We start from the raw sequence: 26,658 nt of genomic DNA on the forward strand, positions 1-26,658 counted from the left end.
TCGTAATTGGGACTCAACATGCAAATTACAAAAATTCAAGCTCGTGAAATTCTGGACTCTCGTGGTAACCCTACTGTTGAAGCAGACGTTATTTTAAAAACTGGAACTCAAGGAAGAGCTAGTGTTCCTTCTGGGGCATCAACAGGAAGTCGGGAGGCCTGTGAACTCCGCGATGATGATGCAAAACGCTATAATGGTAAGGGTGTACAACAGGCAGTTTCTCATGTGAATCATGAAATAAATCAAGCGTTACACCTTTTTTCCGTTGAGGATCAGGACGCTTTAGATAATAAATTATGTCAATTAGACGGCACAGAAAATAAATCGCGTCTTGGAGCCAATGCCGTGCTTGCCGTTTCTCTTGCAGCCGCAAGAGCTCGTGCAAATGAGCATAAGTTGCCGCTGTATGCAGCATTAAACCAAGGTGAAAAAATGTGCATGCCCGTGCCCATGATGAATATTTTAAACGGAGGTGCACATGCAGATAATAATGTGGATATTCAAGAGTTCATGATTATGCCCGTTGGAGCTGCTGATTTTCCCACGGCATTACAAATGGGCACTGAGATTTTTCATGGACTAAAATCCGTTTTAAAAAAACAAGGCTTAAATACTGCGGTAGGAGATGAAGGAGGTTTTGCGCCCAATATTAAATCGAACCGACAAGCTCTAGACCTACTTTGTGAAGCGATTGAAAAAGCAGGTTTTAAGTTAGGTCATGAAATAGTCCTTGCTTTAGATGTTGCTGCTTCCGAGCTGTATGAACAAGGAATATATCATATAACTTCTGAAAATCAAAAACTTACCTCCACACAACTTATTGATTATTATACTAATCTTGTTGCAAACTATCCTATAGTAAGTATTGAGGATGGTTTGGATGAAAAAGATTGGAGTGGCTGGCAAGATTTGACTGCTCAATTAGGAGAAAAAATTCAATTAGTAGGTGATGATGTATTTGTTACCAATCCCAAAATTCTGCAAGAAGGTATTACTCAAAAAGTAGCTAATGCCATCTTAATTAAAGTTAATCAAATTGGAACTTTGAGTGAAACGCGACAAACAATTCAATTAGCCCATCAAAATGGGTATCGTTGTGTGATGTCACATCGTTCAGGTGAAACAGAAGATACGTTTATTGCAGATCTTGCTGTTGCAACAGGTTGTGGTCAAATTAAAACAGGATCATTATGCCGTACTGATCGTGTTGCAAAGTATAATCAATTGTTGCGTATTAATGAAATTGCGGCATTGCCTTATGCAGGTAAATCCATATTAAAAAGATAAATTTTAATTAGTAGCTTGGCTGCTGCAGCTATCTCTTGCTCACACTCCTGCCTACGCTCCGCGGCTCACCCGCGGGGTCGAGTGTTTTAGCTGCAGATTCCTATCTTTTTTAATCCTCTGAAAAATGAATGTTGGTATTGTATTTAGTACGATTGAGGCAAAAACTGCTTCGAAATACTTTAATATTTGGCTCATTAGCAAATACCCTACGTGCAAATTCATTGTAATGATTCATATCTGCTACATGTATTATTAATAAATAATCGGTTTCTCCCGAAACAAAATAACATTGTTTAACCTCTTCTTCCTCCGCCATTTTGCGCTCAAAATGAGCTAATAAATCTTCTCTTTGCTTTTCCAAAGTAATATTTGCAAAAACAATGAGTCCGCGACCTGCCTTAAAAGGATCGACCAAGGAAACATCTTTCACAATGATGCCTTCATCACGTAACCGTTTTACACGACGAAAACAAGGAGGAGCAGAAATTCCGACTTTTTCAGCAAGAGCCAGATTGGTAATTTGATTGTCTTTCTGTAATAAATTTAAAATTTTTCGGTCAATTTTATCTAAATTTACCGGATCAGTCCTATTTTCCAAGATTCTTTTATCACCATATTTTTTCATACATTACCCAAAACTCAAAATTAATCATTATAAAATGAAATAAAACATCATTAAATTAAAAAATTATTTATTTTTATTTCATGATAAATTCAATACTCCATCAGTCAGATCCAAAAGGAAACAATTATGATAAGAAACGCGCATATTAATGAAATTAAAACTTTAAACCAACTCATTGAATATTCAGCACGTAAATTGAGCCAAGAAGACTATACAAATCAAGAAATTGAGGGTGCAATTCATTTTATTTTTGGTGTGGATAAAGAACTTATTAAGGATCAAACCTACTATGTTATAGAAAAAGAAGGCGATGTCATTGCTTGTGGTGGATGGAGTAAACGAAAAACCCTGTTTGGTGGAGCGCAATGCAGAGCACGTAAGAAAGGTTTTTTAAATCCACAAACAGATTATGCCAAGATCAGAGCTTTTTTTGTCCATCCAAACCATGCACGGCAAGGTCTTGGAAAAATGCTTCTGGAATATTGTGAGCAACAAGCTTTGTTCCATGGATTTACAAAAATAGAAATGATGGCAACCTTACCTGGCGTAAAACTGTATCAGGTTTGTGGCTATCAAATCATTGAATCAGAATACTTTGCTCTCCCCGACGGGAAAAAATTTAAAATGTTAAAAATGATAAAACATTTATAACGCCCGGTAACATGAAGTCGGGGGCAGCAAACGAAACACGGGAAATCTCTCCCTGCCCACAGGTTCCGCTGTGCTACGCTGCCCCAGCCTACAATTCATAAATCAATTATTTTTATTGGAATGATATTCAGGAATTTCTTTAGGATAACGGCCTTTTATAGTTCTAAAGAAATCAAGAATTTTTGGAAAGTCCTTATCAATATCTCCTGATGGTTGGAATTTCTCATGAATTCGAACTTCCTTCGTTGAATAATCAGGACCTACCATAACGATAGGCAGTCCTGCTTGACAAGCAATATGGTAAAAGCCCTCTTTCCATCGAGTCACTGGACTGCGAGTTCCCTCAGGAGTAATAGCAAGCTTAAACTCATCACGAGAACGAAATATTTCTACTACTTGCTCTACTGTCTTATTTTTTTTAGAACGATCAACCGGAGCGCCGCCTAAAGCCTTTAACAACAAGCCTAGAGGAAAAAAGAACAATTGATTTTTCGCTAAAAAGTTAATTTTAACTCCAATTGAAAAGCGAGCAAATAAGCCAACAGCAAAATCCCAATTGCTGGTATGGGGAGCTACAACAACTAAATATTTTTTATCTTGCGGCAATTCACCAACAACTTTCCATCCAAACAGTTTTAAAATAAAGTAACCAAGTTTCTTCATAATCGAAATCAATAATTATTTCTTTTATTATATACAAATTATGATGCCGATACAGCTCTATCTCTTCAAAGGCACAGGACAAAATCATACCTTGCCTACAATATAAACAACACGGCATCATCCCGATCAAAGTGAAGGGCCTCCTCGCTCAAATATCAGATATTATCAGCCGAAGGTACTTTGCTTCGCTCAGAATGAGTGATAATTTGCGCAGAAATTCAGTGCCAAATCAACCCACAATGGTATATTACTTTACTGTTCGAAGGTTAATTTATCTAGATAAGTTCAAATAAAAAAATTAATAAAAACACAGCACAGTAAAATATTTATACTAAAATGATACATATATAGGTGGAGCTATGGAGTGCCAAATGAATAAACAAGATCCTGCACTTAACTTTCCCAATCCACGTTTACTGGCAGCTGTTTATTACGGATTACTCTCTGTTGTCGGAACGATACTTATCAATGGATTTCTCACAACAATTGGTTTTGAAGAGATTGTTCCTCTCTTTTATGCAATTGTTCTAGGGATGGTTGTAGCCTCTATAACTGGTGCGCTATTTGGAAAAAGCATCGTTCGATGCCCTAGACCTTATAAGCTCAAGACTTTTGGGTTGGGCTTTATTATGGTTCTGCTTTCCCTACCATTTTTTGATCTGGGTCTGCTGCTATTTATGGACACATCAGAAAATCAAGCATTGAAAGTAATCAATTTTAATGATTTTGTTTCTGCATACTTCATTGTCCTGGGCTACAGTTATATTCTTTTTGGCTTCTTACTTGCCATTGCATCAGGTTTAGCCTCTATTTATTTACGTGGGAAATTTATTTACCAAATCTTGCGTACAGATAGACGACGAGATCATCGCTTACCCCGGTATGTTGGTGCTGCAGATAGAGAAAAACCTAAACCAGCAAAAAAACCCCGCACTTTGCAGCGCAAAAAAACTTGAGTAAAATCTTCTATCTACAGCACAGCATGATTTTGGTTTTTTCCAGGTATAAAGCATTCCCGGGTTCTGCTGCGCTACACCCAAACTACAATTAAAATTGTGAATTTTTATGGCGATACACACGATTACTGATAAAGAGCAGCTTTTTCATCTATTAACTCAAAAAACCACTGTTCTCACCCCGAATAACCGGCTCAGTGAAGCAATACTTCAAAACTATTTTATAAAATGTAAAAAACAAACCATAGATAAGCCTAAATGTATGCCCTTTGGCGCTGCTCTAATTAAAGCCTACGAACAACTCAATTTTATTAACCCTCATATTACTCATCCTACTTTATTAAACAGGTCTCAATATCAGTATTTATGGCGCAAAATGATTCAAGGTGAAGCGAACATAACTTATAGTGAAGGCCTGCTCCAATCGATAATCAGTGCTTGGGAGCGTTCCCAACTCTGGCAAATTAATATGGAAGATCCTGCTTTTTGCTACACAGCACAAACACGACAATTTCAACAATGGTGGCAATTATTTGATAAACAATTAAAACAACACCATTTAATCACTGAGCATCAATTAATCCCCTATTTACTCAATACCAATAGTTCTTTATTTTCTCAAGACGTTGTTTGGGTATGTTTTGATGACTTTACTCCTCAGCAAATGCTCTTGCAGGAACACTTGTCGAGAAAGGGTTTCATTCAATATCTATATGATTTAAAGGAAAAATCATCGAAAACCGAAGTATTCGCAGCCCAAGACAACAAAGAAGAATATCAACAACTCATGGCATGGTTGCATTTAAAAATACAGGAAGGGAGTCAGCGTATTGGTGTCGTTGTACCCAATTTAGAGCAAGAATCTAATTCATTACAAAGAATCTTGGCACATCATTTTGAGCCATCCTCATTTAATATATCCCTTGGCCAATCTCTGAGTAATTTCCCTTTGGTTGCCCATGCCTTATGTTGGCTTAATTTAGATGATACCTACTTAAACCCGCATCAAGCAGGATTGCTTCTGCAATCGCCCTATTTAGGCGGTTCTAAAGAAGAATTCATAGCACGCTCAGAGTACTTGCAAGAAGGAATCTTATTAGAAAATCATTCGATTCAGCTAAATCATTTTCAAGAAGAACTACATGCTTATGCCCCAAAACTCACTACTCTATTAAATAATCTTACTACTTACCCTCAAGAAGCTGCTGTAGAAGAATGGATACACTTGTTTCAAAAACGTTTAAATACTTTGGAGTTTCCCGGAGACTATACCCTTAGCTCAGAGAATTATCAGTGTCTTAATCGTTTTATTGCTCTCTTTGATGAACTGAGACAATTTTCTTTACTGAGTTCTCGCTTCACAAAATCAGAGGCTCTTGAGACAGTACGACATCTTGCTGATAACACCATTTTCCAAGCGCAAAAAAACAATGCACCGATTCAAATTTCTGGTCTACTGGAAGCATCAGGATGTGAGTTCGAGAGTTTATGGATCATGGGTTTAACTGATCAATGTTTGCCCCAAAAAGTACAATTATCAGCTTTTATTCCACCTCAATTGCAACGTGAATTATGCATGCCACACAGCTTACCTGCTCGTGAACTGCAGTTTGCCCGCCAGATCTTGCAACGACTACAAAGAAGTGCTGATTCTATAGTATTCAGTTATGCCCAATTACAAGCAGACACACCTAACTTACCTTGCTCCCTAATCACTGGGTTTCCCAACTTTACACCATTACCAACCGATTATGAAGCAACAAAATCATCTGAGCTAATCACTATAGAGGAGTGCTTTCATATTCCTGTATTGCCAGAGGAACATATTTATGGAGGTACAGCAATTCTATCGAATCAAGCCAAGTGCCCTTTTAAAGCATTTGCCGAACACAGACTTCGAGCCAAAACTTCATTACAAACAACAGATGGTTTACATAATAAAGAACGAGGACAAATCATTCATAAGGTAATGGAGCTGCTATGGAAAAAATTAGAAAATCAACATAATCTGCTTCAATTGGCTGATGATATTCTGGAACAACACATTGATGACGCCATTCATACAGCTTTTGCCTCACTAAAAAAACAACAATGTGCCTCTTTTCCTGATTCAATACGGGAAGTGGAATACACACGCTTAAAACGAGTGGTGCATACCTGTCTTGAATGGGAGAAACAACGGCCTCCTTTTACCATAGCAGCGATAGAACAATCCTATGCTATTAATTTAGCGGGTCTTGATTTTCAAGTGCGCGTTGATCGTTTGGATCAGGTTGAAGATAAAAAATGGGTTATTGACTATAAAAGCACTCTTCCAGCTAGCAAACCCTGGAATGAGGAACGACCTAAAGAATCACAACTCTTGCTTTATGCATTGTTAGATGAACAAATTAACACTCTTTTGCTCTTACAATTAAAAACCGGAAAAATCAGCTGTGCAGGACTTAGTGAGGAAAAGTACAGCATCAGTGGGATAAGTTCTTTAAAAAAAGAGGAAACATGGATGGAGTGCAGGAACCTTTGGCAAAAACAACTCACCGATTTGGCTAAAGAGTTCCAAGAGGGACACTGTGCCCCACAACCCACTCATTTAACTATTTGCCAACAATGTGATTTTCATAATTTATGTCGTTTTCAAGGAGAAGAGTAAAGTATAAAACCATTTTTATACTTTTTATGTCGAACTCACGTTAATTATGATATAAGACATTTAGACCACTCATCAATTTGAAGTGGTTTTAATACCATGGTTTCCCTACTACTAATAATAAAAAAGAGATGAATCATGCCTTTGAATCAGAGAAAATTAGAATTACGTTTAAATACCTGTGACGAAGCACTACGAGCTCTATTTGCTGATCAGGAAGTCGGCGAAAAAATAAGACAACAAATAATAGGTGTACAAAATTATTACAACCTTTCATATACCAAAACGAATTCAGCCAAAAAAGCGGAACAAATTGTTGTCAGTTATGAATTGTTTATAGACCAATTAACCAAAGTAAAAAAGAAACAGCTGAATACTAAGGAAGCATCGGAAAAAATTAGCAATTCCTGTGAATCCAGAAAAATTAATGTTTTATTTCATAATCTCGCCAAAGCATGCGAACTGATGTTCTACGCAGCGACAGCATTTTCTTTATATGCTGGTATTTTTGGTATTGCACTGCCCGTACTTATTGTTCAACCTGTTTTAGGTGTTGCCGTAGGAATAACGATTGTCGGAGCAATGATTGCAGCAGCATATAAAGCCTTATCATGTTTCACAGAATTTAAGTCATTCAGTCGTCACGATACAGAATATACTAATGAGTTAAGTTTAGTTTCATTCTTCAAACCCATGCTGCAACCCATAAAAGAAGAACTTCAACGAAGTGAAGAGGAAGATGAGTTACAGTATCGTTATTGTTGCTAATGAATAATATCCACCTTAAAGCCTTGCGGTTATATAGCATGAGAGAAGCTTGGGAAGCAATATCAAAACCTGGGCTTCGCTTCGCTATCTGCGGCTTTTTTTTACAATCAGAGTGCTGGATTCTGCCCCCCAGTGTCTAAGCCAAATTTATGAAGACGTTACAATTGCGAAATTTAACCAGATGTTTAATAATGATAAAATCATGAGACAAGGGAGTGAATATGTCACTCAAATTAGCTAGAGTACGAATCCTATGTTGTGGTTTAATCGCATGTTTACTGAGTTCATGTTTACTGAGTAGTTGTTTTCATCCACCTTATAATAATTTTAAACCAGTACATCCAATGCCAAGACGAGTCGTTACTGGAGCTGTGGTAGGAACTGCAGTGGGTGCTGCAACAACAGGAAGCGTGGCGGGTGCGTTAGCAGGTACCGTTGCAGGAGGTACTGCGGGCGCCATTGTAGGTTTTTACAAAGCAAGTAGGCGCAGCATTATTAAAGAATTGAATAAAGAAAATATTGAGTACGTACAATACGGCGATACCATGACCTTAATTGTACCTGTTGATAAATATTTTATGTTTGGTAGCCCCCGTCTCAATGAAATTTGTTACCCTGGGCTGGAAAATATTATAAGGTTGTTGAAGTTTTATCCAAACAGTCCCGTTTATGTTGCGGGATTCACCGATAATGTAGGTACACGTCGCCATAAAAGATTACTCTCCCAAGCTCAAGCAGAAACGATGCTTACTTTCTTATGGGCTAATAATATTCCTGCACAACTTCTTAAAGCAGAGGGTTATGGTGATAAGAATGATGTAGGTGACAATAAATTGATACATGGCAGTGCATTTAATCGACGCATTGAGATCCAATGGTTCAATAATTATGGTATTAAGACTTGTGCAACATGTCCAGCTCCAGTACCATCACCCGTAGTTTATGCATCAAAATAAGGCAGGCAATGCGTTCGAGATTTATCGGGGGAATTCTCTTAATTGTTGGAACTTCTATAGGCGGGGGAATGCTCGCCTTGCCTGTTGCCAATGCTGCTACAGGTTTCTGGCAATCTTCAATTTTTCTATTTCTTTGCTGGATACTCATGACCTTAGGAGCGTTTTTTATCCTTGAAGCGAATCTTTATTTACCCAGAGGAAAACATATGGTTTCAATGGCGCAAGCCACTTTAGGTAATTATGGTCTACTTGCTGCTTGGATAAGCTATCTTTTTTTACTCTATACTCTGCTGTCTGCTTATATTTCTGGCGGGGCAGACGTATTGAACAGTCTTCTTTATAAAATTGGATTGCATCTGACGGATTGGCAAGCAAGTTTATTATTTACGCTTATTTTTGGCATGGTTGTTTATGGTGGAATTCGATATGTAGATTATGTCAATCGAGGATTGATGTTTGGCAAATTAGCTGTTTATTTTTTATTAGTAGTGCTTATTGCTCCTCACATTGAAATACAACATCTGCATCATGGCGATATGCGTTATATCGGCGGCGCCATTATGATTTTAATTACTTCCTTTGGATTCGCCATTATTGTTCCTAATCTAAGAGATTATTTTGATGATGACATTAAGCAACTGAAAAAAGTGATTTTTATTGGTTCGTTAATTCCTTTATTTTGTTATTTGGCATGGGATGCTGTCATTATGGGTGCTCTCCCATCAGAAGGAAGTCAAAACCTTGAAAGTTTAATGCATAATCCACATACCACTAGTGCTTTAGCAAGCTTACTCTCAAATAAAGTACAAAATACACTAATCAGTGCTTTGTTTCATTTCTTCACTTCCATTTGTATGCTTACTGCATTTCTTGGTGTGTCCTTATGCTTGTACAGCTTCCTTGCAGATGGCTTGAAATTGCGTGAACGAGGAAGCCATGGTATTGGATTATTTTTACTTACATTTGCCCCTCCACTTCTTATCGTCATTTATTATCCTGGTGCCTACATCCATGCATTAGGTTATGCGGGTATCTTTTGTATCATTCTACTACTACTTTTACCCGCGTTAATGTGTTATTTTGGCAGAAGAAGCCATCATTCTGTCTTTATCGTTCCAGGCGGTAAATGGACTCAAGGTGCTGTAGTTGCTGTTTCTATCGGATTACTGGTCCATGAGTTTTGGAATTTGATAAAACAATCTGTGTGAAGCGCGTCATTTTGAGAGATAGACACAAAAAGTAATTTATAGTTTTATATATACCTCCGAGGTAAGAGATCTTGTTTAATAAAGAACTCAGAGGTATCTTAAAGGATCGCTTGGACCATAATCATTATTGACGATGATAAAATTGACTTAGAATGGATAACAAAGTATCATATTGAATTATTTTTATACTATTTTGGATTATATCTCATGATCAATTCAAAGCTAATAGGTGGAATATTACTTATAGTAGGAACATCTATAGGTGGTGGCATGCTTGCTCTTCCCGTCTCCACGGCAGAAGTAGGCTTTAGCAATTCAATATTCTTCCTGTTTTTTTGTTGGCTGGTCATGACTGCAGGTGCTTTATTAATCCTGGAGGTCAACCTACGCCTTCCAGCAGGAAGTAACATGATTTCCATGGCTAAATCCACATTAGGCCTTCCTGGTCAAATTATTGCATGGATCACGTACCTTTTTTTGCTCTATACCCTACTATCAGCTTATATTTCTGGGGGCAGCGATGTATTCAATAGCTTATTACATAAACTGAATATTGATATACCCAACAGTACTACTGCAATTTTGTTTACTTTTTTATTCGGTTTGATCGTTTATAAAGGCATTCGTTCTGTAGATTATGTCAATCGCGGTTTAATGTTTGGTAAATTGGGCATTTATATTTTGTTAGTTGCTATTATTAGCCCGCATACCTCTACGTTAGGTTTAACTGGCGGTTCAGCGCGTGCTTTTACTGGTACTTTAATGATCTTAATTACTTCATTTGGCTATGCATCGATAATCCCGAGTCTCCGAGACTATTTTGGAGATGATGTACGTACTCTAAAACGCGTCATCTTATTAGGTTCTCTTATCCCTCTTGTCTGCTATATTGTTTGGGATGCTGTCATTATGGGGGTTGTCTCTCGTGAGGGAGAGAATGGATTACTCGCTCTCATGAATTCCGAACACGCTACGAGCGGGTTAACTGATGCTTTAAGCCAATCAGTACAAAATCAATGGATCAGTGGATTTTTTGGCTTTTTTACTTCGATTTGCATGCTTACAGCGTTTTTAGGAGTTTCCTTGGGACTGTTTGACTTTCTGGCTGATGGATTAAAACTAGAAAAAAACGGTAACCAGGGAAAATATACCTTAGCTTTAACTTTTCTTCCCCCACTAGCAGTAGTCTTATTAAATCCTGGAATTTATCTGCATGCTTTAAGCTATGCCGGCATTTGCTGTGTTATTTTATTGTTGCTACTACCCTCAATCATGGCATGGAAAGGACGTAAAGCTCATTTGGTCACCACAGAAAGTCACTTGGTTCCTGGAGGTAATTCCAGTCTTGCTTTGATTGGTTTTATAGCCACAGGTTTACTTATTATCGCCATTATGCATTAATACCCTCAAGTTTAAGCCTGCTCCGTCCCCTTCTACTTAACTTTATTGACGCCTATAGTCAGTTTGACCTCTGAAAAATCTGAGACTTTCCAGAATATTTCAAGTTTTCAGCATTCTCCAGTAAGCACACACATAGTCTATAATTAAACGTAACAAAATATTTTTATTTAAGATAAATACAAGGAGGTAATTATGCTAGGATGGGCCTTAATGTTTTTCATTATTGCAATTATTGCAGCCGCATTTGGATTTGGTGGCATTGCATCTGCTGCCGCAGGAATTGCGAAAATTTTATTCTTTATATTTCTTGTTATCTTTGTCGTATTTCTGATAATGGGGTTACTGGGTCGACGTCCGCCACCTCCCCCAGTATAAAATAAGTAATTTAATCATAGTGTAACAAGGAAGCAGAACCAACTTTCGGTTCTGCTTCGCGCCCCAGGCTACGAATTCTACAATTCCAAACTAATTGAACAGTTTAATTTGAACTTCTTGAGATGAACTCTTCCATGCTCTTTTCATAATTTCAGTATTAAAAGAAATGCCAAAATCGCCATTTCTATTAAGGGCAATAACACCCACCTCCCCGTTTAATCTTTGATTACGCTTATGAATTACATAATCGCATGCTTCCTGCAATGACATATTGAATTCCATCATCATGGAGATAGTATGTCCCGTTACCCCTCTAATTAAATACTCACCTTCTCCAGTTCCAGAAACCGCACATGTAGTGTTATTGGCATAACATCCAGCACCAATAACACAACTGTCTCCAATTCTTCCTGGAAGACAATTGCTAATTCCACCTGTTGATGTTGCTGCTGCAAGATTTCCTTGTAAATCTAAAGCCACAGCACCTACAGTTCCTTTCATTTTCTTGTTCTGAATTTCTTCCATGCTCTCTATTTTATTCAGCTTTTGATACATCTCATATTGATGCGGCGTTATAAAGGAAGACTCAGGTTCAATTTGCATACCATATTTTTTTGCCAGTTCTAAGGCACCATACCCTGAAAGAAAAACATGACGTGTTTTTTCCATCACTAACCGGGCAAGACAAATTGGATTTTTTACTGTACGGACCATAGATACGGCACCAGCTTGCAGATCCGCGCCACTCATAATGGAAGCATCCATCTCAACTTCACCGCGGCAATTTAGCGCCGAACCTTTTCCCGCATTAAATAAAGGATTATCTTCAAGAGCCGCTACTGCCTGCTCTACTGCATCCAAAGCGGAAGCACCTTTATCAAGAACTGAATAACCTATTTCAACTGCCTGAGCCATACCGTGTTCAAATTCCTTTTGATGATCGTGCAAAAAAGAATAACTTTCACTAGCACCACCATGTATCGCGATTGCAATTTTATTCATTACCGTAATCCATTACTTAAATTATTTATTTATAGGGATCGCAGGATTCGCCAGAATGCGATCTGCAATTGAAAATTGACATCCCTTCACTAAAAGATGAACGATTAAATTTTCAACAAATACAGGCTCTCCTTCTTCAACATCGGTGATATTTGTTTGATTAATATTTCTGCCGTCAATAATAACAACCATGCCCGACCCATAACACTCCGCATCCGTTCCATTTTGAATAACCAAAGCAGTATCTTCACCTAAACCAATACCTAATTGCTCCGGATTCATGATAATGGCATGTGCTAGGCGACTAAATCGTCCTCTTTTTATAAAATGAGTATCAATAACACAAGATTGTAAAATCCCTAATCCTGAAGAAGTTAATAAATTGAGGTATCTTAAAGCTTCTGATAAACCACCGCCTGTAATCATAACTGTACCCATAACCATCGCTCCAGCACTGGTTCCAGCAATAATAAAATCACTATCTTTCATATATCGTTTTTTAATAATATCGACTATAGGAGTACCACCTAATATTGTGGATAGACGAAACTGATCTCCTCCTGTAAAGAAAATAGCCCCCGCATCCTTTGCTCTTTTTAAATACTCTTCATGACGTGCTTCACTTCTATTTTTTATAGGAATAAATCCTATGTTGGTATAACCCATGTTATGAAAAACATTTTGATAAATTTGTTTTACTTCATCCTGAATTTCCGAGCCGGTTGTAATAATTTCTATTTTCTTATTCGATGGGGGCAATAATTCATTTAGAATTTCATAACGGGTAAATTCTTTATTTTGTTCCGTAATATCCAATGGTTCATTATAGCCCTTATCTTCTGCACCACCGATAATTAATAATTTAGCTTTGGGTATCATTATAAACCTCATTCGCCATCATCAATTGTTTTTCCATTTTCTTGAGAAAACCAGTTGTTGCAAATACATCTTCAACTGCACAAAAGATAAATGTATTCAGTTCTGCCACTCCCATCACATAATCAATGGCTTCAAGTTCATTTGAAATAATATTTATAGACGGTTTAAAATTAGAGCGAAGTATTCCTGCAACAATAAGACGATTTATTTCATGATGAGTTCGCCCTCTTCCGTCTTTATCATGGCGAATGACGATTTCATCAAACATGGAAGCAGCATGGTAGCCCAGCTTTTCTATATCTTCATCACGACGATCACCAACCGCCCCTATAATCCCAACTTTTTTAGTGCAATGAATTGAAGCAAGATAATTTTTTAACTCGCAAAATGCACCTTCGTTATGAGCATAATCGATCATGACTTGGCAGTGAGGAAATTTAAAAAGATTCATTCTGCCTGGAATATTTTCGACATTGGGATAAAAAATTTGCAGTGCTTCTTTAATACTCTCTAAAGAGAAATGACTGATAACTCCCGCTAATGTTGCAGCTAATATATTCAGAATCATACTGCTTGCAGTGCCTTGAAAACTAAGCGGGATTGATTTTATATCAGTCAAAACAGTTCGTTCGGAACCCCGTTGCACGATAATATGCCCTTCATCAAGATAAGCCGCTAGCCCACCTAAACCGCAGTGTTTTCTGATACGAGTACTTTCACACATACTAAATAAAGCAATGTTACACGTTAAATCATTTCTTAAATCATAGGTTAAATTATCATCAGCATTTAAAATGGCATATCCCGTTTCTTTAGTGCTACGCGCAACAACCGCTTTGACCTCAACCAACTCATCAAGAGTATCAATCTCATTTAATCCCAAATGATCCTCAGTAATATTCGTAATTACACTAATGTCACATTCATCAAATCCTAATCCCGAACGCAAAATTCCACCCCGCGCACATTCTAATACTGCATAATCCACTTCAGGATCATATAAAACTACTTGCGCACTGGCTGGACCACTGCAATCTCCGTTATAAATCAATTTATTATTGATATAAATACCATCTGTAGTAGTGTAACCGGTGTGATGATTTGCAAAACGTGCGAGATGAGCAATCAATCGAACAACTGATGTTTTTCCATTAGTACCAGTAACTGCGACTATTGGAATCCTTGACGCTAAATTAGGTGGATAAAGCATATTCAAAATGGGTTCTGCTACATTACGCGGCGTACCTTCATTAGGTGATAAATGCATTCTTAATCCTGGCCCAGCATTTACTTCGATAATGGAACCATGATTTTCATTCAAAGGACAAGCGATATCATTTGAAATCACATCAATTCCACAAATATCCAAATTTACAAGTCGCGCTACACGTTCCGCAAGAAAAATGTTAAATGGGTGAACCGTATCAGTTACATCTTTAGCTGTTCCACCAGAGCTTAAATTTGCAGTTTCTTTTAAGAGTAAAATATAGTCCTTGGGTAAAATACTCTCAAGAGTCAGGTTATTTTGTTTTAAAATAGAGAACGTGGATTCATCAATCTTGATTTTTGTCAGCATATTTTCATGAGAATCGCCTCGATTTGGTTCTTCATTTGCCTGCTGAATTAATTGATTAATTGTAAGCTCCCCATTTCCTCTAATCTGTGCAGGGGTTCTTTCAGCTACAGCCACCACCTTATAATTTACGACTAAGAATCGATAATCTTTTCCAGTGACGAAGCGCTCAACTATTAATTCATTGGAGTTTTTTTTTGCAAGTTCATAACCAAAAATTGCTTTATCTCGATCCATAATATTTGTAGTCACTCCCTTTCCATGATTTCCGTTGCATGGCTTAATTACTAATGGGAATCCCAATTGTTTTATTGCTTTCTCGAGTTCTTCTTCATCTCTAATAACTATTCCCTTGGGAGTTGGAATAAAATTTGTGCTTAGAATCTTCTTGGTAAGCTCTTTATTAGAGGCGATATCCACACCGATAGAGCTTGTTTTCGAAGATATGGATGCCCAAATCTTTTTTTGATTTCGCCCATACCCTAATGCAATTAAAGAAGTGTTTTCACAGCGTTTCCAAGGAATTTTTCTTTTTTTAGCTTCATCGACAAGCGCCTGAGTACTGGGTCCTAATCCCTGTTCTTTAAAAATTTCCCTTAAACGTTTAAGGGCATCATCAAGAGGATATTCTTTGCCTTCTGCAATAGAGTTTATGAAATTGACCGCAACCTCTCCTGCATACAAGCCTGCCTCTTCAATTTGATATGCAAATATGACTTGATAAACACCATAATCCTTAGTTCCATAAGTCCTGCCAAAACCACAATCCATCCCTGCGAGACACTGCAACTCCAAAGCAATGTGTTCGATCACATGCCCTAACCAAGTACCCTCTTCTATCCGTTTTAAAAATCCACCCTCAACTCCCAAGGAACAACGATGGTTGTGTAAACTTGGGAGACACTCTATCAGCCGCTCTTTAAACCCAACTAAAAGATTCGTAGGAAGCTCCTCATATTTTCCTAAATCAAGTTTAATAACAATGAGTTCTTTTCTGTAGTTCGACCAATAATTAGGTCCTTTCAAGACTTGGGTCTTTAAAATGTTCATTCGCATTCCTTGGCATAAAATGAATTACTAAAAACTCTTTTTAGCATAGGAAGAATTTTTAAATTCTTCCAATTTAAAAATAACTGATTTGTGAATCACGGTGAACTAAGGATAATAATTAATTATTTGAAAAAGTGATTTTAGAGGGGGGGTTGACCTACAACCTGCATTTCTAAATAAAGAAATGCAGGTGAATGGATTACTTAACATCACATGTGATTTGTGTACAATCACAGCAGTGTTCCTAATAGAGTTTTCATAACTTACCTCCCTGTATAGAAACCGGTTATTTGAGTTTTAAATTCAGGTGCAGAAAAATTGGGCCAATGCTCTTTATCAAATCCAGGTGCATCTTTCAGATGCTGTTTATCTACATTGAGAATAAAACAATCATCTTTGTTGTCATACAAAAATAAACTCCAGGGTACAGCAAAGTATTTATTTCCAAATCCCATAAAACCACCGAAATCTAATACAAGATAATTTACTTTTCCAGATTGTTTATCGATAACAACCTCAGCGATTTCACCTAGATTTTCATGAGCAGGATTCATTACTTTAGAACCTGTAAGCTCACCCGATTTAACAACTCCTCTGTTTTCCATGTTAAAGCTCCTTTTAAAATGTGAAATCCTTTCTTAAATTTTAATGATGCATTTTCTTTTGAAAATCTTGCACCGCTTTTTTAGCTTGCTCTTCGGTATAACCGTAATGTTTTCTGAGTCTTCCAAAAATTTCTTGTTGATTTCCTTCAATTTGTTTTAGGTCATCGTCTGTGAGCTTGCCCCAAAATTGTTTCATTTGACCTTTTATTTCCATCCATTTTCCTTGAAAAATATTCTGATTCATTTTAATTCTCCCTAATAATTTTTTTTAGCTAATAAAAATTGAATAATGGTTTCTTATTAGCCCCAATAAAGACTAGTCAACAATTTTTAAAAACGCAAAGAATCAAACCCTGCGATTTAGGATGTTTACAAAATCTTAACGAGCAAATCAGCGTTCTTCAAAGGATTTCTAATGGTCTACAATTGGATAATTGGGGTTTACATTATAATTTTCATTACTGTAACAGGATGTCCTGTAAAATGGTCTGTATCTATAATTTTCCATCCTAATGATTGGTAGTAATTCGGAATTGTTTGATCAAATGCAAAAAGATAAAGCACTTCATATCCCATTTTTTTTGCTTGCTCTTTAGTTACATCAATAAGACGTTTACCGAGTCCTTGCCGTTGATATGCAGGCTTTACGGCTAAAGAGCCCAGCCATGGCATTAAATCCGGACGAATACCATCATTTTCACGTAAGCTGCACATTCCTACTGGCTTTTCTTCATCAAATGCTACAAAGGTAATTGGTAACTGATCATGGTTTGCATGATCACGAAAACGCTGTTCTACAACATCTAGCGGCACATCAGGTAACCAAATTTTTCCAAGACCTTCTTGCCAAATGAGGGCAAGCTCAGGGATCGCATCAAGATTATTTTGTAGAAGATCAATTCTTATCATTTTTAACCTAATAATTAATACCTTATAATTTTTTCGTACATTCTTAGGGTCACAGAATACATCTTATATTAATTTTTTACCACTCATCTCATAAATGATCTATTATCCTAATTTTTTGAAGTTGGGAATTTTCCATATCGCTTCAAAGTATAAAGTCCCATATTTTTTGCTTTTTCACCCTCCGTAAAAACACTTTTCCATTGATTTCTTTCTGTAATGCCTCCAGACTCCATTTCATCTCATTATCTGCTACAGCACCTCCATACTCATCTATACTAAAAATAGTTTGAGCCATAATAGAAAGGAATAACAAAATGAACACCATCTCTGGTAATGGTCGCGGCGATTTCCATACTCTTTATCGTGGACAATCTGTAGATGATCTCATAATAGAGTACATGGAAGAAAATAATATTCCGGGAATGTCTCTAGCCATTGTTCAAGCCCCATATATTACACGAGTAGTCGGTTATGGGTTCGCTGATACAGAAAAAAAACTTTTGGTTTCGACACGCACACTCTTTCACATAGGTCAATTAACTCATGCATTTACTGCAGTTGCTATGATGCAATTAATAGAAGAAGGAAAACTGGAGTTAGATGACTTAATTTCTACGTCTCTATCGGCTCTTCCGCAAGAATGGCAAGGTGTTACCATTCGACAATTATTAACCCATAGCTCAGGAATACCGGATTATTCAGAATGTGAAGGTTTTTCTTATCACAAAGATTATAAGCCTGAAGAGATTTTTAATTTAATCAAGGATCCAAATTTACTCTTCCCTTCAGGCACCAAAATGCAACCCAGTGCCTCAAATTATTACCTACTCGGGATTATTATTGAAAATACCAGCGGTGTAAGTTATGAATCATTTGTCACCAAAAATCAAATTGAACGTGTGGGTTTAAAACGTACATTTTTTATCAGAAATATTTCCTCAATCGACAATGAAGTGCACAATGGCACCTTTCCTTTTAAGCACAGCGAATTTTTACATAATCCATCTTATATAGACCCTTTGGAAGTGGCTGTTGGTTATACAGCGGATAACAATGCAGCCTCAGGAAACACTTGGACAACTACTTTTGCACACAGCGGTGTAATTGCATCAGCAGAAGACATCAGCTTATGGGATATCAGTCTAGCTGGAACTATTCTAATCAAAGAAAGTGAGAACAGAGATTTTCTATATCATTGCATTACTTTAGAAAATAAAACAGTCATACCCGGCAATGCGGGGTGGTTATTCCCTGGTCATCCAGGATTAATGGAAATAAAAGGAAATACTCCTGGTTTCTCAGCTTTTTTAAGCCGTTTTACAGCACCAAATGAACTTTTGTGTGTCACCCTTTTGGCAAATAAAGAGAATTTATCTGATTTAGATATCTTAGGCCGTAAAATTGCAGCAGCTTTCGATATGAAGCTAGGGACACCAGAAGGCTCGGGTTCACAGACCCTTCAAAGTCCTTACTCTGTCTCCCAAACAATTCAACGAATAATTGATATAATTACCCAAAAAGGTGGAAAAATCTTTGCTCACATTGATCATAGTAATGAGGCTCAAAAGGTAAATCAATCACTTCCGCCTACCGAAGTCCTTATTATAGGTAACCCAGAAAAAGGAACTTCATTAATGCAAGAAAATGCAGCAATCGCACTTGATTTACCTTTGCGGGTAATGGCTACTGAAGACCAAAACGGCCAAGTGTGGCTAAGTTTCACTGATCCCGCTCAATTAGGTAAAAAATATCATTTACACAATGATGAATTAAAACAAATCGCAGCTGCATTACGCATGCTTTGTGAAAGAGCTGTATCAGCACAAAGTATTATTTAAAATAATTCTCTTATCGAATATATAATATTTATTGACTGAAATTGACATAAAATGAAAAATAGAGTCTGGAACCCCCTCTATTTTATACTGGAACTATTTGCATGAAACTTTCAACACTATTAAGAATGATACGGTTTTGGCCACCTTTTTGGGGTGCCGGAATCAGCGTAAAAAAATTTCATTCTGATGGTACTTATATTGTCGTCCAAATGAAGATGCGTTTTTGGAATAAAAATTATGTGGGAACGCATTTTGGTGGTTCCATGTACTCAATGACTGATCCATTTTATATGTTAATGCTTATGCATTCATTAGGAAAAGGATATATTGTTTGGGATAAATCAGCTTCCATTCGTTATAAAATACCCGCTAAAGGCACGCTTTACGCACAATTTGAGCTATCCTCAGTGCACGTTGAGAAAATTCGACTTGAAGTCAATGAGGCAAAAAAAATTGACTCAGAATTTATTGTCCCTATAACTGATGAAGAGGGAAAAATCGTTGCTGAAGTAAAAAAGGTTCTTTCTATTATCAAAAAATAAAAACAGCACATCGCAGTGCTTTAAAAGGCACACTTACTTAAAGGGATACCATGCCAATACAGCCTTTTTCAGAGGAAGAACAGACTACTATTCTGAATTGCTTCAACAAGACTTTCAGTCAGCATAATCTATTCTCCCGCAATTACGACTCAGGTTGGCCACTTCTGCAAGTAAGCCTTTTCAGTATCACCAATGACACAACTGATCCAATAAAATATGAGCATGTTTTAGGTGGTGGAAATTGTCATTTTTTTCATATTGGTGCATTTAACTTCGCAAGCCTCTTAACAAAAATTCCGGGTAACATGGACATTGCTATTCCATATCCCATAAAGCCAAAAAGAGAACTCGTCAAAGCAGATAATATTCTTTTGTTTTTAAGGGAGTTTAGTATTCACCACAAAAAATTTGGTATTAAAATTTCCAGTAAATCGAATGCATATGGTAAAAACTTACTTGTTGAGCTCCCTATAGAAAATTCAGAAAAATTTCGCGATGCATTGGCTGATAGTTTTTCATTTGCATTAAAAGAACGTTTTTCAATCAAAGCAATTGGAGGAATGAATGATTCTGGGTACACTCAAAAACAAATTGAGGAAGCAATTAATGCTGAGGTTGCTGTTTTTATCAACGGACAAATCTTTATTGATTTAGGAATGCTCTTAGAACAACTTAAAGATAAAGAGATTATTGGGTTATTTAAGCTTCTATTTAAGGTCGATACGTTTTTGGAACTAAAAAAGAACTATCCGGAATTCAAACCTGATTCACTCAAAAATAGTGGAGCAATTCAAAAAGAGTCTGTAAACCCTATAGAACTTAGTGCCGCCCCAAGCCCAAATCCCGCTTCTTTCTTTTATGAGGGAAAAAAAGAAACGACGCTTCTTGATGAGCTAACATCCCAGGTAACCCCGACTAATATGTCTTAAATCCAACGTCAGTCCCCAAAGGTAAAAGTATATACTTTGACTCCAGGCTCACTCGCCATAATCTGCAGGTATCCATTGATAAATTTCAGCTCCGAAATCAGCTCATAAATAGAATATTTATCAACTAAAATGCTACTTTCCTGCAGCTTTTTGCCTGATTGTTCATCAGTTAAAATCACTTTAACCTTAATGGGTTTAGCAGTACTATTTCCCATGACAGCATATACTTTGCGTGCATTAAAGTGTATTTTAACCGCCGCATTTACTTCTTCTGCAACGATATACTCCGCATTGACTTGCCATAATCCCTCCAAGCCCCAGGCATTAGTAGATAATTTATCAGAAAAATAGTAGCGTGCCGTTTTATCTTTTATGAGTTCGGGACTGTTATAGGAATCAGCCTTTGCATATCCCAAATAAGTTTCTGGTGTTTGTGTGATACTCACCGAAGTATCTTTTAAAGATCGTACAGTGCTTAAGTCTTTGACTCCTAATAGAAAGCGAATATTATTCTCCATCACCTCATATTCACCTTCACCAAAACGTCTATAGACCACATCACCTTTTTTATTAATTAAATAATGAGCAGGCCAATAATGATTCTTATAGTTCCTCCAGGTAATAAATTGATTATCAAGTGCTACAGGATATAAAATTCCATATCGCTTCACTGCTGCTTTGACGTTATCTAAATTTTTTTCAAAATCAAACTCAGGCGTATGGATGCCAATAATAACAAGTCCTTTACTATGGTAGCGCTTATACCAATCATTAAGATAAGGTAGGGTACGTAAACAATTGATACATGAATAAGTCCAAAAATCAATTAAGACCACTTTTCCACGTAAATCAATCAAGCGTATAGGAGATGAATTAATCCAAGCATCGACACCTTGTATCGGAGGTGCTTGATAAGTAAACCATAAACCATTAATCAGTGAATTTGACGTTTTAATTCCTGTTTGAGGATGCACTGAAGAAGAAACTACCTTTCCTTCAAAGTAAACCATATAAACCACGCTTGCAATAATAACCACGCCTAAAAATTTACGGAAAAGAGTGGCGTGTGCTTTAAAAAAGGAGAAAGTATTTATTAATTTTTTTCCGTATAGAGAAATAATAAACATGGGAATCGCAGCGCCCAGAGCAAAAGCCACCAAAGTAAAGAAACTGATTATTGTCGTTTCCTGTAACGTTGTTTGTACAATAATTGCAGCCAAAATCGGTCCAGCGCAAGGAGTCCAAATAATTGCAATGATCCCCCCCAAAAACAGTCCATTCCAAAATCCTCCCTCTGGTTTGTTGACTGAAGAAAAAAAGGTACTTATCCGAGTGAGTCCTTGGGTTATTTTGCCAAACTGCTCTGTTAAATAAGTCGAGAGCATGATACTCCCCAAAAGGAGTAAAATGGCATAACCGATCTCTCGAACTAAATTAAAATCTACATTTAGGTAACGCACTAATTGATGAGAAAAAAACACCAATAAAGAAAAAAACAAAGTAAAACCCGCAATAATCCCCATCGGTCGTTTTTTGGATCCAATAAGTGATCCTGCTAGAAAAATAGGTAAAATAGGTAAAATACAAGGAGAAACAATTAGGCCAAACCCTTCGATAAAGCCCAATATAATATTAATAAAATTTGCTTCCATTTTATTTCCAGAAATCGCAACTCAACTTCTATCGATGACTCATGTAATTATTGTGCAATGATAACTACTCATTGCGCGTTACAAAAATAAATTCGCAACGAAAATATTAGAGCCGTATTTTACAAACGCACATGAGCACCGCTTTCTTGCAACCGTTTGGCAACAACTAACTGAATATTGTCTCGTGCTCGCGCAGGAAAATATTGATATACTGCCAAAAAATCACTTGCACTAATAGTCAGAAACTGGCAAGCAGTGATGGTACTAATACGTGCTGTTCTGCGGACATTGCGTAAAATAGCGATTTCCCCGAACACATCACCAGGTCCCAAAATATTAACGCGTTTCCAGCCCATAGACTGTGTTTTTATAGAGACCTGCACTGAACCTCGAATAATAATATAAAGCTTGTCCCCTATTTCACCTTGTTCAATAACGATTTCTTCAGGCTTATAATTTTCAATAACACATTTATCAGCCAGCATTTTCTGTTCAATGTGACCAATGCCTGTAAAAATAGTTGCACGAGAAAGTATAGGTATTAAATCTAATTGAGATTGAGATAAATAATTACTGGGTTCCATATCCTTTCTCCCTATTCAAAACGAATTACCTTATAAATGAAATGCCTTATTAATTAAAGTATAGTTGTTTTTTCTAAAATTTTTTAAGGCTGCGGTAATCGCGTAATGGTTCACAGAATAATTGGCCTAATAATAATAAGACGCTGAGCAAATCAGCTACTCCTCCTGGACTAATCCCCGTTTCAGAAAAAAATTGATGTAATTCCAATGCCTTTTTTCGACGAGTTTGTAAACAGCAAATCGCCAATAATTCTGCTACTCTATTTTTTGCATAATCCAGCGCTGGCTTACCTTTCCTGTAAAGAATATTGGTATCATCCATATGCAGTAAAAGTTCTGCATACGCAAATAAACAGACCGCATCAAGTGATCGGGTCTCGCGAAAAAGTGATATAAACGCAGGAAGTAATTGAAAAACCAGATCATAGCCATGCATTGCCATTTGCTTGGCATCAACAACTTTATATTTTTGACGTACTAAAGCACCATGGCTTTCCGGATGCCCAAGATGGTTTGTCAAATGCCTTGGCCAGTCTTTCAATATTTGACGGCGAACGTCCTCGGGTGTGAATTGCATTTTTTCCTGAGCCAGCCTCATGACAGAAACACAAACGATACCTAAAGCAAAAATAGCACCACGATGGGTATTGACTCCCTGAGTTTTTTCGAGCATGCGCTGTTCTGCCTCAATGGCTGCTTGTTTTAATTCTTCAAAAGAATCATTTACTAATCCTTTTTTTGTGATTTGATAAAAATAATGACGCAATGAAAAAAGACTACGATAAAATGTTGTTCCGTTCATATCATGATGCGCACCCGCATCCTTAAAGCTGACCAAGCCTGGTTTAGGATAAGCTTTGACTTCAAAATAAAGGGATCTAACTGCTATTCTGGCAAGCGTTCTTTCACAGCAAAGGATAGTGTTCATAAAGTTCTGCTCTTGATAATAACGTAACCTTGTCCTTACTTTTACACAACAGTTTCTTTGCGGATAAATGAAGCAATTCCTTGATAGGAATATCACCAAGATAAGGAAAACGAACCTCACCATCAATAATTCGATTAAATTTTTTTGATAAAGCAGCAATTGATTCACGTAAATCGACTAAAGAATAGTCTTGGTACAAGATAAGTAAATCAAGATCCGAGGCCCGATCAACAAAAGAATATCCTGATACATAATGAAATAAAAATGATCCATAAACAGCAATATCAGAAATTGGCAATAGCTTAATAAGAGTATCTACCTTTTTTATCCCATAACAAGAAGAAAAAAAATCCCGCATCTCTAGGAGTTGAGGAAGCGGCTTTTGTTTTTGCACAAATGATGGGGCAACCTGTAAACCAATCCGGTGCTTTTTCTTGGCATGCAAAAGAGTTAATCCCAGAGTAATTGTTTCTTGGGCTAATTGTTTCGCATAAATACAAGGCAAATCCTTTTCAAGCCAGAGGTATACTTGTTCTTCAATCATTTTCTTATCTTCATGAATCGAAGCAACAGCAAAATCTGCATCAGGCTGAAGATAAATTAAATGATGTCTTTGTAACGTCATAAATGATTGGCTACTTTGTTGATAATTGAGTAAGCAAGCTTTCTACCCCCTCGCTTGCTACCTAAAAGTGCTCGATCATCTTTGGTATTTTTCTTGCGGATTGCCCAATCAATTTTTTCAGCAAGTTCAGATGAATTTACAATCTCATGCAATCCGCCAAGTTCGTAAAAATTTTGCACGCCAGGGGCAAAAACTGGGAATGTCTTACTGAGCTCCTGAAGTGTACTCAACTCTATTTTGGTTACCTTGGAAACTCCCTCTAACCACATCACCGCCAATGCTGCGTCAGGTAAAGCTAAAATTGTATCTGCCATCAAACCATAGGCAATAAAAGCCCCACCTAATGCTTGGTTATAAACAAGTGATATTAAGGAAGTCCCCTGTTGACGCAGACACTCCAAACATTCAAGTAAATGACCAAAATATTGTTGCATGCCCAACCATTCATCACGCATTGTTAACTCTTGTCCTGCAACATCGACTAAAAGAAGAACAGGCTCTTTTGTTCGACTCTCAAGAATGTCGATTACGTGCTGAGCCATAATCAGCGCTTGTTCTACTCCCAGGAATGTTGACTCTTTTAACCCAAGGATATGAATCAGTTGATTATTCAGCGTTGCTTGTCCATAAACAACCGATTGATTCTCTGCCAACTCCACTTCCTGAGAAAAGATTTGTTTGAGAAGATCCTTTAATGCAACCATTTTCTTATTCCTTCTGCATAAAATCTATGGTCTATCTGATGATATCTCCACATTTGGGGTCTATATCATATATCCTGAATACTTTGTAGCCAGACTACAATTTTTACGATTTATTTTTTATATGTTTCGCTGCTTTTAAAAATTCCTGCTCGTCCATATCAAAAAGAGTCGCAGCATACTTTGGAGCAATTTGATTAAGATAAGCCCCCTGCTCCTGAAACCCCTGGGTTTCTTGCAAACGCTTTTTTAACAAAGCATGCTTTTGCTTTATGGAATTAAGATCCAAAGAAACACCTTTATCAAGCGCAGCAATCAGTTTGGCGCGTAATGTGTCAACATCAGAGCCTACATAGCTTTGAGCGATATCCTGTAAATAGCGAGTTTTTCCTCCATATACGCGCCACACTAGAGCTCTATCCTGTGAATTAAATGCTTTGACACCAGCGACTGCCTGGATCACCTCAGGACCGGATACTCCTATACGGCCTATTTCATTAATCACAAGATAATCCAAACACGCAGAAATAATTCCCATACCACCAAAAGCACCATTTTTCCCACAAATAACACCTACAGTAGTTACTCCGTGACGCCTTGCTTCAAAAACGGCACGAATCGTTTCTGAAATTGATATTTCTCCTGCATTGGCTTCATGTAACCGCACTCCACCACTATCAATGAGAAGAATTACCGCCTTAGTTTGAGTTTCGATCGCGGCTTTAAATAAACCGGTAAGTTTTGCTCCATGAATTTCACCCACTGCACCTCCCATAAAATCCTTTTGCTGGGCTGCAACAAGTACTTTACTTTTTTGTAACAAGGCTGAACCAATGACAATGCCATCATCTGCTTCACCTGGCAAATTTAAAGCAGCTAAATGGGGGCTATAAAGCTTTTCATCAGCAAGCCACTCAGTGAACGAACCTTTATCAAAAATAACCTGAATTCGTTCACGTGCATCAAGCTCCTCATAATTACTTCCTATTTTGTAATTACCTTGAAACTCATCTAGTGTCTGGCTTAAACGCAATAAAACAACTGCAGGTATTGCTCCATTATCATTAAGGGTAAATTGCAAGCCAACAGGTTGATATTTACATACAAAATCCTCAATAACCATTTTCCAAACTGGCTTATAATGATCAATTGCAGTCTGAATCGTAAAAATTGTTTCAGAAGTGGTGTTTTCTTCAATAATGACTTCCAGATTACCTGAGCCGACAACGCCACAAACAGTTTTTCTTCCTTGCAAACGTTTACCAGGAAGTGTAAATCGAAATTCCATCTTTTCCATATTCTTT

26 protein-coding genes are annotated in these 26,658 nt (G+C 37.2%); 12 read left to right on the forward strand and 14 right to left on the reverse strand.

Going from position 1 to position 26,658, the window contains the following annotated elements; translation table 11 throughout:
• Positions 1-18: 18 nt before the first annotated feature.
• On the forward strand, positions 19-1,287 hold the full coding sequence (gene eno, locus Ltuc_RS10485; protein WP_058521208.1) for a phosphopyruvate hydratase: 1,269 nt from the start codon (positions 19-21) through the stop codon (positions 1,285-1,287).
• 109 nt (positions 1,288-1,396) lie between these two features.
• Here the strand turns inward: eno and Ltuc_RS10490 are convergent, their stop codons facing one another.
• Positions 1,397-1,912 (reverse strand): Lrp/AsnC family transcriptional regulator, encoded by a 516-nt coding sequence (locus Ltuc_RS10490; protein WP_058521209.1) that lies wholly within the window; start codon positions 1,910-1,912, stop codon positions 1,397-1,399.
• 126 nt (positions 1,913-2,038) lie between these two features.
• On the opposite strand from Ltuc_RS10490, the gene Ltuc_RS10495 reads away from it, so the two are divergent.
• A complete protein-coding gene (locus Ltuc_RS10495) occupies positions 2,039-2,563 on the forward strand; it encodes a GNAT family N-acetyltransferase (RefSeq protein ID WP_058521210.1) in 525 nt (174 codons plus the stop codon).
• A gap of 102 nt (positions 2,564-2,665) precedes the next feature.
• On the opposite strand, the gene Ltuc_RS10500 is transcribed toward Ltuc_RS10495, so the two are convergent.
• Complete coding sequence (locus Ltuc_RS10500) at positions 2,666-3,226, reverse strand: 1-acyl-sn-glycerol-3-phosphate acyltransferase (RefSeq protein WP_058521211.1); 561 nt, start codon at positions 3,224-3,226, stop codon at positions 2,666-2,668.
• A 371-nt stretch (positions 3,227-3,597) separates the two neighbouring features.
• Here Ltuc_RS10500 and Ltuc_RS10505 point away from each other — a divergent pair, with 371 nt between their 5' ends.
• The 7 genes from Ltuc_RS10505 to Ltuc_RS10540 all read left to right on the forward strand — a co-directional run bounded on the left by Ltuc_RS10505 (position 3,598) and on the right by Ltuc_RS10540 (position 11,537).
• Complete coding sequence (locus Ltuc_RS10505; protein WP_058521212.1) at positions 3,598-4,182, forward strand: hypothetical protein; 585 nt, start codon at positions 3,598-3,600, stop codon at positions 4,180-4,182.
• A gap of 109 nt (positions 4,183-4,291) precedes the next feature.
• On the forward strand, positions 4,292-6,832 hold the full coding sequence (locus Ltuc_RS10510) for a PD-(D/E)XK nuclease family protein (RefSeq protein ID WP_058521213.1): 2,541 nt from the start codon (positions 4,292-4,294) through the stop codon (positions 6,830-6,832).
• Positions 6,833-6,967: 135 nt separating this feature from the next.
• On the forward strand, positions 6,968-7,597 hold the full coding sequence (locus Ltuc_RS10515; RefSeq protein ID WP_058521214.1) for a DUF5638 domain-containing protein: 630 nt from the start codon (positions 6,968-6,970) through the stop codon (positions 7,595-7,597).
• Positions 7,598-7,818: 221 nt separating this feature from the next.
• Complete coding sequence (cmpA, locus tag Ltuc_RS10525; protein ID WP_058521216.1) at positions 7,819-8,553, forward strand: C-OmpA-like family protein CmpA; 735 nt, start codon at positions 7,819-7,821, stop codon at positions 8,551-8,553.
• Between the two features lie 8 nt (positions 8,554-8,561).
• Positions 8,562-9,761, forward strand: a complete 1,200-nt coding sequence (locus Ltuc_RS10530) for an amino acid permease (RefSeq protein WP_058521217.1) — start codon at positions 8,562-8,564, stop codon at positions 9,759-9,761.
• A 207-nt stretch (positions 9,762-9,968) separates the two neighbouring features.
• A complete protein-coding gene (locus tag Ltuc_RS10535; RefSeq protein ID WP_058521218.1) occupies positions 9,969-11,162 on the forward strand; it encodes an amino acid permease in 1,194 nt (397 codons plus the stop codon).
• 192 nt (positions 11,163-11,354) lie between these two features.
• Entirely contained in the window at positions 11,355-11,537 is a 183-nt protein-coding gene (locus Ltuc_RS10540; RefSeq protein WP_058521219.1) for a DUF1328 family protein, read from the forward strand.
• Positions 11,538-11,627: 90 nt separating this feature from the next.
• Here Ltuc_RS10540 and Ltuc_RS10545 read toward each other — a convergent pair whose 3' ends face one another.
• The 6 genes from Ltuc_RS10545 to Ltuc_RS10570 form a co-directional block, all read right to left on the reverse strand.
• Complete coding sequence (locus Ltuc_RS10545; protein ID WP_058521220.1) at positions 11,628-12,539, reverse strand: isoaspartyl peptidase/L-asparaginase family protein; 912 nt, start codon at positions 12,537-12,539, stop codon at positions 11,628-11,630.
• A gap of 21 nt (positions 12,540-12,560) precedes the next feature.
• Positions 12,561-13,418, reverse strand: coding sequence for a cyanophycinase (locus Ltuc_RS10550; RefSeq protein ID WP_058521221.1), 858 nt, complete (start codon positions 13,416-13,418; stop codon positions 12,561-12,563).
• The gene (gene cphA, locus Ltuc_RS10555; RefSeq protein ID WP_058521222.1) at positions 13,402-16,041 is read right to left on the reverse strand and encodes a cyanophycin synthetase; all 2,640 of its coding nucleotides are present in this window, start codon (positions 16,039-16,041) and stop codon (positions 13,402-13,404) included. The genes Ltuc_RS10550 and cphA overlap by 17 nt, the downstream gene beginning before the upstream one ends.
• Before the next feature lie 263 nt (positions 16,042-16,304).
• Positions 16,305-16,646 carry a PRC-barrel domain-containing protein gene (locus tag Ltuc_RS10560; protein ID WP_058521223.1) on the reverse strand — a complete coding sequence of 114 codons (342 nt, stop codon included), beginning with the start codon at positions 16,644-16,646 and terminating at the stop codon, positions 16,305-16,307.
• Positions 16,647-16,686: 40 nt separating this feature from the next.
• The gene (locus tag Ltuc_RS10565) at positions 16,687-16,890 is read right to left on the reverse strand and encodes a CsbD family protein (RefSeq protein ID WP_058521224.1); all 204 of its coding nucleotides are present in this window, start codon (positions 16,888-16,890) and stop codon (positions 16,687-16,689) included.
• A 197-nt stretch (positions 16,891-17,087) separates the two neighbouring features.
• Positions 17,088-17,555 (reverse strand): GNAT family N-acetyltransferase, encoded by a 468-nt coding sequence (locus Ltuc_RS10570; RefSeq protein ID WP_058521225.1) that lies wholly within the window; start codon positions 17,553-17,555, stop codon positions 17,088-17,090.
• Positions 17,556-17,869: 314 nt separating this feature from the next.
• Between Ltuc_RS10570 and Ltuc_RS10575 the strand changes: the two genes are divergently transcribed.
• The 3 genes from Ltuc_RS10575 to Ltuc_RS10585 all read left to right on the forward strand — a co-directional run bounded on the left by Ltuc_RS10575 (position 17,870) and on the right by Ltuc_RS10585 (position 20,864).
• A complete protein-coding gene (locus tag Ltuc_RS10575) occupies positions 17,870-19,393 on the forward strand; it encodes a serine hydrolase (RefSeq protein ID WP_058521226.1) in 1,524 nt (507 codons plus the stop codon).
• A 101-nt stretch (positions 19,394-19,494) separates the two neighbouring features.
• Positions 19,495-19,935 carry a DUF4442 domain-containing protein gene (locus Ltuc_RS10580; protein ID WP_058521227.1) on the forward strand — a complete coding sequence of 147 codons (441 nt, stop codon included), beginning with the start codon at positions 19,495-19,497 and terminating at the stop codon, positions 19,933-19,935.
• A 50-nt stretch (positions 19,936-19,985) separates the two neighbouring features.
• On the forward strand, positions 19,986-20,864 hold the full coding sequence (locus Ltuc_RS10585) for a hypothetical protein (RefSeq protein WP_058521228.1): 879 nt from the start codon (positions 19,986-19,988) through the stop codon (positions 20,862-20,864).
• Positions 20,865-20,872: 8 nt separating this feature from the next.
• Here Ltuc_RS10585 and Ltuc_RS10590 read toward each other — a convergent pair whose 3' ends face one another.
• The 6 genes from Ltuc_RS10590 to Ltuc_RS10615 all read right to left on the reverse strand — a co-directional run bounded on the left by Ltuc_RS10590 (position 20,873) and on the right by Ltuc_RS10615 (position 26,642).
• Positions 20,873-22,516, reverse strand: coding sequence for a cytochrome c biogenesis protein DipZ (locus Ltuc_RS10590; RefSeq protein ID WP_058521229.1), 1,644 nt, complete (start codon positions 22,514-22,516; stop codon positions 20,873-20,875).
• Positions 22,517-22,635: 119 nt separating this feature from the next.
• A complete protein-coding gene (locus Ltuc_RS10595; RefSeq protein WP_058521230.1) occupies positions 22,636-23,100 on the reverse strand; it encodes a cyclic nucleotide-binding domain-containing protein in 465 nt (154 codons plus the stop codon).
• Positions 23,101-23,173: 73 nt separating this feature from the next.
• Positions 23,174-24,028, reverse strand: a complete 855-nt coding sequence (locus Ltuc_RS10600; RefSeq protein WP_058521231.1) for a triphosphoribosyl-dephospho-CoA synthase — start codon at positions 24,026-24,028, stop codon at positions 23,174-23,176.
• Positions 24,006-24,653: a phosphoribosyl-dephospho-CoA transferase MdcG domain-containing protein gene (locus Ltuc_RS10605; RefSeq protein ID WP_058521232.1), complete on the reverse strand. Its 648-nt coding sequence runs from the start codon at positions 24,651-24,653 to the stop codon at positions 24,006-24,008. Before Ltuc_RS10605 ends, Ltuc_RS10600 begins: the two co-directional genes overlap by 23 nt.
• Positions 24,650-25,357: a biotin-independent malonate decarboxylase subunit gamma gene (locus Ltuc_RS10610; RefSeq protein WP_058521233.1), complete on the reverse strand. Its 708-nt coding sequence runs from the start codon at positions 25,355-25,357 to the stop codon at positions 24,650-24,652. The genes Ltuc_RS10605 and Ltuc_RS10610 overlap by 4 nt, the downstream gene beginning before the upstream one ends.
• A 103-nt stretch (positions 25,358-25,460) precedes the next feature.
• Complete coding sequence (locus tag Ltuc_RS10615; protein WP_238584114.1) at positions 25,461-26,642, reverse strand: biotin-independent malonate decarboxylase subunit beta; 1,182 nt, start codon at positions 26,640-26,642, stop codon at positions 25,461-25,463.
• Positions 26,643-26,658 lie beyond the last annotated feature (16 nt).

Origin of the sequence: Legionella tucsonensis (assembly GCF_001468035.1) — a bacterium.
Lineage (GTDB): Bacteria > Pseudomonadota > Gammaproteobacteria > Legionellales > Legionellaceae > Legionella > Legionella tucsonensis.